Raw genomic sequence first — 14158 nt, forward strand, 5'->3', positions numbered from 1 at the left:
ATGCTTTAATGCAAAGAAATGCTATTGGCAATAGACGGCTAGGATAAAAATATATTTATGAAATTTTTCTCTTAGTCGTCCTTGTCAGTATGAAAAAAATTCCAAAATATTATTGCTGTCATATGTCCATACACGCTTGGCAAATATAATAAAATAGCTATAGATGAGAGGCGATATATATGCAAAATAATCTACCTATCATTGCTTTAGATTTTGAATCAGCAGAAGCGGTTACACAATTTTTAAATCAATTTGATGAACCTTTATTTGTCAAAGTTGGAATGGAACTTTTTTATCAAACTGGGCCTTCATTAATCACTGATATTAAGAAACGTGGTCATAGCATATTCTTAGATTTAAAATTGCATGATATTCCTAACACTGTTGGTAAAGCAATGGAAGGCTTAAGCAAATTAGATGTCGATTTAGTAAATGTACACGCAGCTGGTGGTTCAGAAATGATGAAACGTGCTGTAGAAGGTATTAGAAAATATAACAGTAATATTAAAATTATTGCGGTTACACAATTAACGTCGACTACAGAAACAATGTTGCGTGATGAACAAAATATCCAAAGTACAATGGATGAAGCAGTGTTGAATTATGCTCGTCTAGCTCAATTATCAGGATTAGATGGCGTTGTATGTTCACCACTTGAAGCAAATTTAGTAAAACAGGAATTAGGTGAATCTTTCTTGAAAGTGACACCAGGCATCAGACCAGAAAACACTTCTTCAGATGATCAACAACGTATTACGACACCAGAAAAAGCAAGTGTTTTAGGCGCTACACACATTGTTGTAGGACGACCGATTACACAAAGTGAAAATCCGGTAACGAGTTATCAAAAAATTAAAGAAAGTTGGTTGAAATCACATGACTAAATCAATTGCACAAGCATTGTTAGATATAAAAGCTGTATCATTATCTCCCAATGATCCGTTTACTTGGAGTTCAGGTATTAAATCGCCAATATACTGTGATAATCGCATCACACTAGGTTTTCCTGATGTACGTACTCATATTAGAGATGGCCTGCAAGCATTGATTGAAACACATTTTAAAGATATTGAAGTTATATCAGGTACTGCAACAGCCGGGATTCCACATGCAGCATATGTCTCAGAAGTGATGAACTTACCGATGAATTACGTTAGATCAAAAAGCAAAAGTCATGGTAAACAGAATCAAATTGAAGGCGCATCAAGTGAAGGTAAAAATGTAGTAGTTATAGAAGATTTAATATCTACAGGTGGCTCTTCAATAACTGCAGTAGATGCACTAAAAGCTGCAGGTGCAAATGTATTAGGTGTAGTAGCAATCTTTACTTATGGTTTGAAAAAAGCAGATGACCAATTTGCACGAGCTGATATACCCTTCTATACATTAAGCAATTATAATGAACTAATTGAGGTTGCTAGAGAAAATGGAGAAATTTCTGAAAATGATATTACTACATTAGTTGATTGGAGAGATAACTTGTCATAAAATGTTAGATGGAGGGGATGTTATGACAAAAGACTCAAATGTAGCTTATAATCATTTTGCTCATTTAAATAAATTCCTCAAAAAATCAGAAGACTATAGAGCACAAACAACTTCAGAAGATGAAAATAAATGGTTGTTTAACGCTACAGAATCAAATATTTATAAAAAATCAAAATTAAATCTAAAGCAAAAAGGACATATTAAATAAACGATATATGTAAATATATTATGTGAATTTGAGACAACATTAAAAATTTATTTAATTAAATTGGTTAAAAAATGCTTAAAAGACTTTTATATATTGATAAAAGGTCTTTTAGGCATTTTTTAATATATAAATATATTTTGTTCATATTTAGTTCACAAAATAGGTTTTAAATACTGAGTATCATATAAAACTCCAAGATAGAAAGGAATGAATGAACTTGAATCAAAAAAAATTTGATATTGTTGCACTATTTTTACTCATTGGTGTGTTTATGGCAGCTTTAGACAACGGCATTATTAGTGCAGCGTTAACCACAATAAATCAATCTTTTGAAATTTCAGCACAAATGGGGTCATGGGGCATAACGATTTACACATTAGGTATGGCTGTAACTACACCTATAGCGGGTAAACTTGCTGATATGTATGGTCGTAAAAAAATATTTGTTATTGAAGTCATTTTATTTGGTTTAGGATCATTGTTAGTTGCTTTAAGTCCAAATTATACAATATTTATTATTGCACGATTAATTCAATCATTTGGTGGAGGCGGTTTATTTGTAATCGCTAGTTCACATATTATAGCTACTTACACCAAGGAAAAACAAGGTAGAATGCTTGGTGGGTTAGGTGCAATGAATGGTATTGCTTCGGTATTAGGGCCAAATATAGGAAGTTTATTAATTAACCTAAGTGGAACATGGCATTGGCTATTCCTAATCAATGTGCCAGTGGCAGTAATGATTGTTATTTTTATGATTCTTAAAATGCCAGAAACACAAGAAAAAGTTAAAACTAAAATTGATAAGTACGCCATCATTATATTTTCATTTTCAACGTTGCTGATGATGTTTGCGATTAATAATATACAAACGAATAACATTGCTAATAGTATACTTAGCTTTTCAGTGATTGGTTTATTTATATTGGCAATCATTGGTTATGGTATTTTGATTTTAGTAGAATATAAAAACGAAGCAACTGATATAGATGCATTCTTACCTTTCTATTTATTAAAAAAACCAGCTTTTTCAGTAGTATTGATTATGGGCGTTTTATCAGGGATGTTAATTGGTTCCATTATTTTCATTCCTTCCTTTGTTGAAAATGTATTGCATGTTAAAGCTGAGAACAGTGGCTATTGGATGACACCCTTAGCGTTAGCTTCAGGTATTGGCGCGTCAATGGGCGGGAAGATTGTTGATAAAAAAGGCCCGATATTTGCATTAGTGATTGCGAGTATCATTAGCATAATTGGGTATGGAGGGTTAGCCTTTTTAACTTATTCAAGTACGCCATTTTTAATATTTTCAATTATCGCAGGTTTAGGTTTTGGTTTTACTATTGGTGCACCAATGACTGTATTAGCAACTAGATCAGCACATTCAGATAAAAATAATAGTACTGTAATTGGAACATTATCCGTTTCTAGACAAGTCGGCATAACAATTGCACCGACTATGTTTACGACATTCATTCAATTCGGATATAGCCAAATGGGTAGTAAAATTAAAGAAAGTATAAATTCAGCCCATTTTGGTTTCAAAGATATACCCGTTTCGTTAATGAAAACGATGGAACATAATTCAGGCAATCTTACTAAAATATTAGAACAAGTGAATCAAATTTCTAATGATACATTAAGACATGCAATTACAAATGGCATTGAGGATGCTACACACCTTGCGTATATGCCTATATTTTTAACTGCAGTTATTGCAGCTTTTATTATTTTGCTACTTGTAACGCTCTTTAGTAAAGAATTTAAATAAAAAATTTGATAAACTGGTGAAATCGTAAAGAAAGATTAAAAAAAGATTAATTGTAGAAAGTAACGTAAAAAACAGCAACGCAGTATGGTAGACAAGGTTTTAATGTCTACTTTACTGCGTGTTTTGTTTAATATAATACAAAAATGATTGAAATGATTAATGTTATTAAAATGATTAAAAAGTATCGTTATAAAGTTATGATATAAAATGGATTAACGAATCATAATTTTAATGATGATAAAGCCAATGAGTATCACTAAAGCGGCAATCAGTAATGGAATAATGTAATAAAACATGAAATACCTCCAATTATATTTGTATTTATTTTAACTATAAATATTTAAAAGTAAAGTGATTTTATGGTTTTAAGCCGTCAAAGCTTTCAATATTACACACTTTACAAATTAATGTTGCAAACTACATGAAGTGGTATATTGAAATGGGTTGTGTTACATTTGCAATTATACTATGTAACTGTAACAAATGTTATATTTTCATTTATTTTGGTTTTAAATAGATTTGTGAGTATAAAAAACAAATTTGTAAAATTAAAATGAGGCATGATTTGAATACACTTTTTTAGCTTACCTTATTTAATTTTATATTATCAAATGTAAGGGGATATGATATGAAACGTATGAAGCAACTTTTAAAAAACCATACTAAAAATATTATTGTATGCTTAATTGGCGCATTTGTAAGTGCGATTGCTGTAAATTCATTTATATTAGAGTCTAATTTAGGTGATGGGGGTACTGTGGGTATGTCATTAGCATTAAAATATGCCTTTGGTTTTTCACCAGCGATATCCTCATTAATTATTAATACATTGGTCATTATTGTAGGCTGGCGTTTTTTAAGTACCAGAACAGCAGTATATACGTTTATTGCTAATACAGCGATTTCAATCTTTTTAGATTTAACTGAAAATTTTAAGACAGGTATTGATAATTTTGTAATAAATGCTTCGTTTGGTGGCGTTTTAGTAGGTGTAGGTATTGGATTAGTAATTGCTTCTGGTGGTGTGATAGGTGGGACATCAGTCATTGCTAAGATGCTAAATAAATACTTTGACATCAAAACATCGCAAGGCATTTTTGTTTTAGATGGATTAGTTGTCTTGTCTTTTTTATTTGTCTTACCTTTAGAAAACGTCTTATTTACTGTAATTATGATATTTATAACTGAACGTGCTACTGCATTCATTATAGAAGGGTTCCATCCTAAAAAAGCGGTGACTGTGATATCAAGTAGAAATGAGATTATAAGTGATGAAATCAATAGCTTTACAGGTAGAGGTTCAACACTTTTAAAGGGTAAAGGTGGTTATGGTAAACATGAAACAAGCATGTTGTATGTTGTAGTTCCACAATCACAAGTAACTAGAGTTAAAAAGCTTGTAAATGAGGTAGATGAAAATGCCTTTTTAGTCATTCATGATGTGAGAGATGTATTAGGTAATGGATTTATAAATTTATCTTAATGATAGATTGGCAAAGGAGCACTTCATGTGACGTGTTGTTAATTGCAAATTTTATTCGTTCGATTTTTTTAAGCATTTGTTTTATTCTAGAATTAAGATGTTTTAAGGAGGCAGTTAAATGGCAATTCCCAAAATAACGACATTTCTAATGTTCAATGGACAAGCAGAAGAAGCAATCAATTTATATGTAGATGCATTTGAAGATGCAGAAATATTAGCGATGGTCAAATATGAAGAAGATGATAAAGAACCCACTGGTGCCGTACAACATGCTATCTTTCGCTTAAAAGATCAAGTTTTTATGGCGATTGATAATATGAATGGTGTCGATGTAGACATGAATCCAGCAATGTCTTTATATGTCACTGTAGATAGTCCGTTAGAAATGGAAAGATTATTCAGTAAATTGAAAAGTGGTGGAGCAATTTTAATGCCTAAAACGGAAATGCCACCATTCAGAGAATTTACATGGATTGTAGATAGATTTGGCGTTAATTTTCAGCTTGCATTACCAGATAAAAAATAAATATTAAAAAGGCTAAGATAAAGTATCATGCACGTGTTACATGTGCTGCTTACTCATAATCTTAGCCTTGTTTTTTAGATTGAAGCATGTTACTAATGCTTTAAAGTATTTGGTGTTATCATGTCACCTTCATTTTTTGAATGTGATCGTAATCAGGTGTAGCATAGAGTGTTTTTTGGTGATCATATGTTACAAATCCTGGTTTTGCGCCAGAAGGTTTGTGAACGTGTCTAATTTCAGTGTAATCAACTGGTATTTGACCAGAATTACCAGCTTTTGAAAAATAACCGGCTAGCATAGCCGCTTCTTTAATAGTATTTTCACTTGGCGCATCATTTAAGATAACCACATGAGACCCTGGGATCTCTTTCGTATGAAACCAAAGATGCTGTTTGCTTGCTTTTTTATTCGTTAAATAATCATTTTGCTTATTATTTTTTCCTACAAGTATGGTATCTCCATCAGTTGAAACATACGATTGCAATTGAATGGTCGGTTTCTTTTTCTTATTTTTTTGCTTCCGCTGTTTCATATAACCTTGTTCAGCAAGCTCTTCTCTAATATCATCAATGTCATCCACAGATATGTGTGCGAGTTGTTGTTCTATATTTTCAAAATATGTGATGTTTTCTTTTGTTAAATCGATTTGTCGCGTTAATTCATGTGCACGTGTTTTCAATTTATTATATTTTTTATAATACATTTGAGCGTTTGTAGCTGGTGACTTTGTTGTATCTAAGGGAATGGTTACTTCCTGACCATCATAATAATTGGTAGTCGTCAGATACTTATCACCTTGTTTAATTCTATAAATATTTGCAGTGATTAATTCACCGTATAATTGCTGTATTTCTTTATCCTTAGTACCTTCTTGTTCGTCGATTAATTTACTGAGTTTATTTTGATATTTATGCAGTTGTTGCTGTACAAATTTGACTAAATCATTTGCACGTTGTTTAACGCGTTCTCTTTCTCCTCTAGCATCGTAATATCTATCTAATAAATCATGTAGAGAATCATATTCAACCATATCATCGTAAAATTGATTTAAGTGCATAAAATAGAAATCTTCTTTTCCTGTTTCATGATTCTTATGAAATACAGGAGTAGGTAATTCCATTGTCTCATTCATAACTGAATTAAATGCCTCTGGTAACGTGTCGGTCGTCATAAATTGTTTACGATTGACAATTTCATTCGTAATTAAAGGACTAAAGCCTTCAAATTGATTTAGCAGTTGCCTAGCGATTTTTCCACTATTGAAATCGATGAATTTTAAAACTTCTGTACCCGTAATACTATATGGATTTGTTTTATTTTGGGTAGGGGGCGCTTCATATTGAAACCCAGGCATAACTGTACGATATTGATTTGTATTTGGAGTTAAATGTTTAAAACCTTCAATAATCTTGCGTTGATCATCTACTAACATTAAATTACTGTGTTTACCCATTATTTCTAAAATAACTGTGCGGTATGTGGTATCACCGATTTCATCTTTACTGTGAATATCTATTTCTACACGTCTATCGTTTCCGATTTGTCTTATAGCTTTAATGAAACCACCCTCTAAATGTTTACGGAATACTCTTGCAAACATTGGTGGTTCAAATGGATTATCATATTTTTTATTCGTTAAATGCATTCTAGCAAAACTAGGATGAATCGAGAGTAGAAGTTGATGGTTTTTACGATTTTGACGTATTACCATGATGATTGTATCGTTTTCAGGTTGATTGATTTTATGAATCCTACCATCAACGAGAAATTGTAAAGATTCTACCATTTTTCGTGTAAATAAACCATCGTATGCCATTACTATCAGCCACCTTATTTTTAGTCATTCATCATATTGTAACATGGTGAAAAGATTTGGTCATGAGCAAAGTTTGTTTGAACGTATGCTATACAACCAAACGCTCATTATGGTATCATAGTTTAATAATAGAAGAATAGCTTAGAGAGGTAGTAAGGCATGGATAATGAGAAAGGTTTGTTGATTGTACTTTCTGGACCATCTGGTGTAGGAAAAGGTACAGTTAGAAAAAAAATATTTGATGACCCAACCACATCTTATAAATATTCTATCTCGATGACGACACGTAATATGCGTGAAGGTGAAGTCGATGGTGTAGATTATTTCTTCAAAACAAAGGCAGAGTTTGAAGCGTTAATTAAACAAGATCAATTTATAGAATATGCAGAATATGTGGGAAATTATTACGGTACACCAGTGCAATACGTAAAAGATACTATGGACCAAGGACATGATGTATTTTTAGAAATTGAAGTTGAAGGTGCCAAACAGGTTCGAAAGAAATTCCCTGATGCATTATTTATTTTTCTAGCTCCACCAAGTTTAGATCATTTACGTGAGCGCTTAGTAGGGCGTGGTACTGAGTCAGACGAAAAAATTCAAAGCAGAGTACTTGAAGCTCGTAAAGAAGTTGAAATGATGAATTTATACGATTATGTTGTCGTTAACGATGAAGTAGAATTAGCTAAGCAACGTATTCAATCCATTGTTGAAGCTGAGCATTTGAAAAGGGAAAGAATTGAAGCAAAATATAGAAAAATGATATTGGAGGCAAAAAAATAATGTTATATCCACCATTAAATGATTTAACATCTAAAATCACATCAAAATATTTAATCGCTACAACTGCAGCTAAACGTGCACGTGAGTTGGACGAGCATCCAAATAGTACACTATTAAACAAATATAATTCAGAAAAAGCAGTGGGAAAAGCTTTGGAAGAAATAGCTGGCGGCGAAGTTTATCCTGAAACTACAAAATAACACTTTCTAAGCGAATATTAAATCATATAATTTTATATTTTTGAAAAGTACACCAGGTTAATGATGTGCACTTCAAAAGTCAGACGCATGTGATGACTTTGAGGTTTCATAGCCAAGGTGTGCTTTTTTAATTTGGGTAATAATTTGTGTATAATAAGCAGTAATCATATTTATATTTAAAGCAATGAAGCTAAAATAAGATATTGCATAAAATAATTCATTGGCTGAGTAACATAAAATACATTGTGTAGTTATTTGTACGACCTTGATACAGAATTAAAACATTTGTTTATATTTAGATATATTTAAAATTTCAAAATATAAACTACAAAGTTAAACAATTAATAGAAAGATATTAACGATTTGGAGGAAAACTACGATGAAAAATATTTTACTTGCTGTCACTGGTGGTATCGCTGCGTATAAAGCAATAGATTTAACGAGTAAACTCACACAGGCTGATTATAACGTGAGAGTGATGTTAACAGATCATGCACAAGAGTTTGTAACTCCTTTAGCTTTTCAGGCTATTGGTAGAAATCCTGTTTATACGAGTACTTTTAGAGAACACAATCCAGAAGAAATTCAGCATGTTGCTTTAGGAGATTGGGCAGATGCGATTGTTGTAGCACCGGCAACTGCAAATACCATCGCTAAACTAGCAAATGGTATTGCTGATGACATGGTTACATCAACATTATTAGCTACAGAAACACCCAAATTTATCGCTCCTGCAATGAATGTACATATGTATGAGAACAAAAGAACGCAACATAACTTAGCAACATTAAGTTCGGACGGTTATTATTTCTTAGAACCTGGTGAAGGATTCCTAGCTTGTGGTTATGTAGCAAAAGGAAGAATGGAAGAGCCTTTACAAATTGTAGAAAGATTAAATCAGTATTTTAAAAACAACACGTCAGTGACAAAAAATAGTAGATTTAACGGTATACAAGCATTGGTGACAGCGGGGCCAACCATAGAAGAGCTAGACCCTGTTCGTTATTTATCCAACCGCTCATCAGGTAAAATGGGATATGCACTCGCAGAATCTTTAGCTCAAAGAGGGGCGACCGTGACACTTATATCTGGTCCAACTCATCTAACACCACCTAAGAATGTAGAAGTCATTCAAGTAGAAAGTGCACAACAGATGTTTGAAGCGGTTAAAACGCGATTCGATAAGATGGATATTGTCTTTAAATCTGCAGCGGTATCAGATTACGCTCCGACTGAATTATTAGAACATAAACTTAAAAAACGACAAGGTGATTTGACTGTTACTTTTAAACGCACACCCGATATTTTAAAATACTTGGGTGAGCATAAAGATAAACAATTTTTAGTTGGTTTTGCAGCAGAAACACAAAATATTGAATCATATGCTCAAAAAAAACTAAAAAGTAAAAACGCAGATGTCATCATAGCGAATAATGTTGGCGATCGTACCATTGGGTTTAGCTCTGATGATAATGCATATACTATGTACTATAAAAACGGTGAAACAATATCATTAGGGAAACATAAAAAAGTCATATTAGCGGAGCATATATTAGACAGTTTAGAAACAAGGTGGAAATAAAATGATAGCAAAAGTAATCGTAGATATACCATCTAAAAGTGTTGACTTTACGTTTGATTATTTAATTCCACAAAAATTTCAAGCGATGGTTGAAGTTGGTATGCGCGTGATTGTACCTTTTGGACCGAGAACGATTCAAGGTTATGTTATGGACATCACTCAGCAAACCGACACTAGTATGGACATATCAAAATTAAAAGCAATAAAAGAAATACAAGATATTAAACCTGAATTAACGAAAGAATTAATACAACTTGCAGATTGGTATCATACGTATTTTGTTACAAAACGAATTTCTATGTTAGAGGTTATGCTTCCAAGCGCAATCAAAGCCAAATATACTAAAGTATTTGCAGTTAAAGATACTGAAGCCATACCAGAAAAATTGTTGAAACGATTTGATTCGGAAGGACATTATGCATATAAAGTAGCACAAAAAAATGAAGACTTAACGCTCATTGCACCATTTTTAAAGCAAGGTGCAATTCTTGAAGATACGATTTTGTCTCAAAGTTTAAAGAAAAAGAAACAACGCGCAGTGCGCATTGTCGAAGGCTTTAATGATGATACAGTATTAGAATCTTTGGAAAAATCAAAAAAGCAATATGAATTATATGCTTATTTAATTGATGAAAATCATCACGTAGTTTTTTTAAAACAGTTGGAAGAAATGGGTTTTTCAAAATCTAGCATTGAGACGTTAGTCCGTAAAGGCTTTATTGAGAAATATGATACAACTGTAGAGCGAGATCCTTTTGCAACACGGGTATTTGAACAAGATCAAAAGCAACAACTTACGCAAGAACAACAAGAAGCATATGATGCGATACTTGAGACGATTAATAAAGGTGAACAACGTACATTTTTATTACATGGCGTAACGGGTTCTGGTAAGACGGAAGTTTACTTGCAAACTATAGAAAATGTACTCAATCAAGGTAAACAAGCGATGATGTTAGTGCCAGAAATTGCACTCACTCCTCAAATGGTATTAAGATTTAAACGAAGATTTGGAGACGAAGTAGCAGTTTTACACTCAGGATTATCTAAAGGGGAACGTTATGATGAATGGCAAAAAATTAGAGATGGAAAAGCGAGTGTGAGTGTAGGAGCTCGCTCAAGTGTATTTGCCCCTTTCAAAGATTTAGGTATGATCATTATTGATGAAGAACATGAGTCTTCCTATAAACAAGAGGATTATCCTAGATACCATGCTAGAGATATTGCACAATGGCGCAGTCAATATCATCATTGCCCTTTAGTATTAGGCAGTGCTACACCAAGTTTAGAGACATATGCACGTGCAACTAAAGGTGTTTATGAACTATTATCATTACCTCATAGAGTGAATCAGCAAGCTTTGCCAGACGTGAATATCGTAGATATGCGTGCTGAACTTGCTTCTGGCAATCGTTCTATGTTTTCAGAAGATTTGCGTAGTGCGATTCAAGAGCGTTTAGATAAAAAAGAACAAGTTGTTTTATTTTTAAATAGACGTGGATATGCGTCATTTATGTTGTGTCGAGATTGTGGCCATGTCCCCCAATGTCCTAACTGTGATATTTCTCTCACATATCATAAGTCTACGGATCAATTGAAATGCCATTATTGTGGTCATCAAGAAGTACCACCTAATAAGTGTCCCAACTGTGAAAGTGAACATATCAGACAGGTAGGCACAGGTACACAAAGAGTTGAAGAACTATTACAAGAAAATTTTCAGGAAGCAAAAATTATTCGTATGGATGTTGATACCACTTCTCGAAAAGGTGCACACGAACAATTATTAGATGACTTTGGTTCAGGTAAAGGGGATATTTTACTGGGGACACAGATGATAGCGAAAGGTTTGGACTTTCCAAATATTACTTTGGTTGGCGTATTAAATGCTGATACGATGTTAAACTTGCCTGACTTTAGAGCTAGTGAGCGTACATATCAATTGTTGACGCAAGTTTCAGGACGTGCAGGCCGTCATGAAAAAGAGGGACAGGTGATTATACAAACATATAATCCTGATCATTATGCTATTAAAGATGTTCAAGATAATGACTATCATTCCTTTTTCGAAAAAGAAATGAATTATAGAAAGTTAGGTAAATATCCACCATATTTCTTTTTAATTAATTTTACGATTGCGCATAATAATATGAAAAAAGTAATGGAAGCTTCTAAACATATACACAAAATATTGTTACAGCATTTATCAGATAAGGCATTAGTTCTAGGCCCTTCTCCAGCAGCTTTATCACGGATTAATAATGAATATCGCTTCCAAATATTAATAAAATATAAAAGCGAACCTTCATTGCACGAAGCATTAAAGTATTTAGATGATTTTTATCATGATCAGTATTTAAAAGACAAATTATCACTGAAGATAGACATCAATCCACAAATGATGATGTAGGTTGTTGTTGTAAATGGATTAATTGCAGTGTATAAAAGGGGAGTCTTAAAATCAGTATTTTATTGGTTTTAAGGCTCTCTTTTTATTGAATATTAAATATTAATGGTTGAATATGATTGGTAGATATAGTAAATTTATTTGCTCATATTTTTTTAAAGGAGTACTAGATATGGAGATGAGAATTGCAAATAAAAATGATATTGAAACAATTATAAAATTAAGAAAAGAACAATTACTTGATCAAGGCATGCATGGTACTGAAGATATTGATGATAATATGAGAGCATATTTTAAAGATGTTTTCGATAAAGGAAACATCTACCAAGTATTTATGATAGATAATCATCAAGTTGTAGCAACAGGAGCTGTTGTCTTCCAACAGATACCACCTGCATATGATAATCATTATGGTGTAGAAGGTTATATTACTAATGTTTATACAACTAAATTATATAGAGGATTAGGTTTGAGTAAACAAATTCTAGAAGAGCTTTTATTAAAGTGTAAAACAGAACAGGTGAATATCGTTAATTTAAAAGCTTCTACTCAAGCAGAGCCATTATATTCTAAAATTGGTTTTATAAAAAATGTATCATCCATGACCATTGAGTTAGCAAATAGTGAAGCGAAACAGTAATAGATATAAAGCTAATTATTATATCGTTTATTTAGTTTAACGTTTTGGATGTTTCTAAATAAACTAAATTTTAATATAAGGTATAAATTTAAGGTTTATTTTATTGAAGAAATAATAAAGTAATGTCTTGCTATAGTTAAAATAAATCTAAATATAAATATAAAATGAAAAAGTAGAAGTAAGAAGAATGTCATTCAGCTAGTATTTATTTCTTTTTACTTCTACTTTTTAATTAATTCATATTATAAAATATTAAAAAGAATATAAACTGATTAATAAAAAATGCTTTCGCATTATAAGTTATAATGATAACATAATATTAATTTATAAAAATTGGTATAGATGTATTATACGCAATTGCTAAACATTTTAATGATTAATATTTAGCGTGATAAATTATGCGATAAAGTTCTCTAGTCATTGATTAAAAGGGGGATATAAATGGAATATAATCAGTTTGAACAACCTATCGGTAAGTCATTAATCGATTTCTCTCAACCCAAAACACCAACGACTGATGTGTTAGAAGGGAAGTATTGTAGATTAGAAAAATTAGCTTCAAAACATATTAACCCTTTATTCACTCATTTTAAGGAGCAAGAAGATGCACCTAATTGGACGTATTTACCAGACGCGCAGCCTAAAAGTTATGATGATTTTGCAACCTATATAAAAAATAAAGTACAAACAAAGGATCCATATTTTTTTGCTATAATAGATCAATTTGATAATGATGTAGTAGGTATTTTATCATTACTTAGAATAAATGAACCAAATGCAACAATTGAAGTTGGTCATATTCATTATGCTAATAAAATGAAACGAACACGTATTGCTACAGAAACACACTACTTATTAGCAAAATATATCTTTGACACTTTGGGATATAGAAGGTATGAATGGAAATGTGATGCATTAAATGAGCCTTCTATAAAAGCAGCTAAACGACTTGGCTTTAAATATGAAGGTTTGTTTAAAAATCATACTATTTATAAACAAAGAAGTAGAGATACATACTGGCTCGCTATGTTAGATGATGAGTGGTCAGTATATAAAACTAAGTTTGAGAATTGGTTGAACGAATATAATTTTGATGAATCTGGCAATCAAATAAATAAGTTATCACTATGATATTACAACATTAACTGGATAATAAATATTTTGTAAACCGTAAGCTTGTATAGGGGGCTTACGGTTATATTTGTGATGACGGAATAAAATTAAAGTGAAAATATATGTGATTTCAGTTCGTGT

13 protein-coding genes are annotated in these 14158 nt (G+C 31.9%); 12 read left to right on the top strand and 1 reads right to left on the bottom strand.

The features are described from left to right. The first annotated feature begins 179 nt into the window (after window positions 1-179). The 6 genes from pyrF (at window position 180) to KA830_RS07420 (ending at window position 5476) form a co-directional block, all read left to right on the top strand. The gene (gene pyrF / locus KA830_RS07395) at window positions 180-884 is read left to right on the top strand and encodes an orotidine-5'-phosphate decarboxylase (protein ID WP_046208690.1); all 705 of its coding nucleotides are present in this window, start codon (window positions 180-182) and stop codon (window positions 882-884) included. Then, a complete protein-coding gene (pyrE, locus tag KA830_RS07400) occupies window positions 877-1488 on the top strand; it encodes an orotate phosphoribosyltransferase (RefSeq protein ID WP_046208689.1) in 612 nt (203 codons plus the stop codon). The genes pyrF and pyrE overlap by 8 nt, the downstream gene beginning before the upstream one ends. Window positions 1489-1510: 22 nt before the next feature. Beyond that, complete coding sequence (locus KA830_RS07405; RefSeq protein WP_046208688.1) at window positions 1511-1696, top strand: hypothetical protein; 186 nt, start codon at window positions 1511-1513, stop codon at window positions 1694-1696. 211 nt (window positions 1697-1907) lie between these two features. Then, complete coding sequence (locus KA830_RS07410; RefSeq protein ID WP_239436887.1) at window positions 1908-3467, top strand: MFS transporter; 1560 nt, start codon at window positions 1908-1910, stop codon at window positions 3465-3467. Window positions 3468-4095: 628 nt separating this feature from the next. Further along, the gene (locus KA830_RS07415; RefSeq protein ID WP_046208686.1) at window positions 4096-4950 is read left to right on the top strand and encodes a YitT family protein; all 855 of its coding nucleotides are present in this window, start codon (window positions 4096-4098) and stop codon (window positions 4948-4950) included. A 118-nt stretch (window positions 4951-5068) separates the two neighbouring features. Continuing rightward, window positions 5069-5476, top strand: a complete 408-nt coding sequence (locus KA830_RS07420) for a VOC family protein (protein WP_046208685.1) — start codon at window positions 5069-5071, stop codon at window positions 5474-5476. A gap of 118 nt (window positions 5477-5594) precedes the next feature. Here KA830_RS07420 and KA830_RS07425 read toward each other — a convergent pair whose 3' ends face one another. Continuing rightward, window positions 5595-7292, bottom strand: a complete 1698-nt coding sequence (locus tag KA830_RS07425) for an Rqc2 family fibronectin-binding protein (protein WP_064209059.1) — start codon at window positions 7290-7292, stop codon at window positions 5595-5597. Between the two features lie 159 nt (window positions 7293-7451). Between KA830_RS07425 and gmk the strand changes: the two genes are divergently transcribed. The 6 genes from gmk (at window position 7452) to KA830_RS07455 (ending at window position 14035) form a co-directional block, all read left to right on the top strand. Next, window positions 7452-8075 carry a guanylate kinase gene (gmk, locus tag KA830_RS07430; RefSeq protein WP_046208683.1) on the top strand — a complete coding sequence of 208 codons (624 nt, stop codon included), beginning with the start codon at window positions 7452-7454 and terminating at the stop codon, window positions 8073-8075. Next, window positions 8075-8275, top strand: a complete 201-nt coding sequence (rpoZ, locus tag KA830_RS07435) for a DNA-directed RNA polymerase subunit omega (RefSeq protein WP_046208682.1) — start codon at window positions 8075-8077, stop codon at window positions 8273-8275. The genes gmk and rpoZ overlap by 1 nt, the downstream gene beginning before the upstream one ends. A gap of 379 nt (window positions 8276-8654) precedes the next feature. Next, window positions 8655-9857, top strand: coding sequence for a bifunctional phosphopantothenoylcysteine decarboxylase/phosphopantothenate--cysteine ligase CoaBC (gene coaBC / locus KA830_RS07440; RefSeq protein ID WP_204180078.1), 1203 nt, complete (start codon window positions 8655-8657; stop codon window positions 9855-9857). A gap of 1 nt (window position 9858) precedes the next feature. After that, window positions 9859-12267, top strand: coding sequence for a primosomal protein N' (priA, locus tag KA830_RS07445; RefSeq protein WP_046208680.1), 2409 nt, complete (start codon window positions 9859-9861; stop codon window positions 12265-12267). 169 nt (window positions 12268-12436) lie between these two features. Beyond that, window positions 12437-12904 carry a GNAT family N-acetyltransferase gene (locus KA830_RS07450; protein WP_046208679.1) on the top strand — a complete coding sequence of 156 codons (468 nt, stop codon included), beginning with the start codon at window positions 12437-12439 and terminating at the stop codon, window positions 12902-12904. Between the two features lie 441 nt (window positions 12905-13345). After that, complete coding sequence (locus KA830_RS07455; protein WP_210122828.1) at window positions 13346-14035, top strand: GNAT family N-acetyltransferase; 690 nt, start codon at window positions 13346-13348, stop codon at window positions 14033-14035. Window positions 14036-14158: the final 123 nt, after the last annotated feature.

The organism is Staphylococcus sp. GDY8P119P, assembly GCF_017892075.1.
Classification (GTDB): domain Bacteria; phylum Bacillota; class Bacilli; order Staphylococcales; family Staphylococcaceae; genus Staphylococcus; species Staphylococcus ureilyticus.

What these genes read in the sequence shown, in the direction of transcription:
- priA (WP_046208680.1), top strand. Translation starts at nt 9,859, where the DNA reads ATGATAGCAAAAGTAATCGTAGATATACCATCTAAAAGTGTTGACTTT.
- coaBC (WP_204180078.1), top strand. Translation starts at nt 8,655, where the DNA reads ATGAAAAATATTTTACTTGCTGTCACTGGTGGTATCGCTGCGTATAAA.
- KA830_RS07420 (WP_046208685.1), top strand. Translation starts at nt 5,069, where the DNA reads ATGGCAATTCCCAAAATAACGACATTTCTAATGTTCAATGGACAAGCA.
- KA830_RS07415 (WP_046208686.1), top strand. Translation starts at nt 4,096, where the DNA reads ATGAAACGTATGAAGCAACTTTTAAAAAACCATACTAAAAATATTATT.
- KA830_RS07410 (WP_239436887.1), top strand. Translation starts at nt 1,908, where the DNA reads ATGAACTTGAATCAAAAAAAATTTGATATTGTTGCACTATTTTTACTC.
- gmk (WP_046208683.1), top strand. Translation starts at nt 7,452, where the DNA reads ATGGATAATGAGAAAGGTTTGTTGATTGTACTTTCTGGACCATCTGGT.
- KA830_RS07405 (WP_046208688.1), top strand. Translation starts at nt 1,511, where the DNA reads ATGACAAAAGACTCAAATGTAGCTTATAATCATTTTGCTCATTTAAAT.
- rpoZ (WP_046208682.1), top strand. Translation starts at nt 8,075, where the DNA reads ATGTTATATCCACCATTAAATGATTTAACATCTAAAATCACATCAAAA.
- KA830_RS07425 (WP_064209059.1), bottom strand. Translation starts at nt 7,292, where the DNA reads ATGGCATACGATGGTTTATTTACACGAAAAATGGTAGAATCTTTACAA.
- KA830_RS07455 (WP_210122828.1), top strand. Translation starts at nt 13,346, where the DNA reads ATGGAATATAATCAGTTTGAACAACCTATCGGTAAGTCATTAATCGAT.
- pyrE (WP_046208689.1), top strand. Translation starts at nt 877, where the DNA reads ATGACTAAATCAATTGCACAAGCATTGTTAGATATAAAAGCTGTATCA.
- KA830_RS07450 (WP_046208679.1), top strand. Translation starts at nt 12,437, where the DNA reads ATGGAGATGAGAATTGCAAATAAAAATGATATTGAAACAATTATAAAA.
- pyrF (WP_046208690.1), top strand. Translation starts at nt 180, where the DNA reads ATGCAAAATAATCTACCTATCATTGCTTTAGATTTTGAATCAGCAGAA.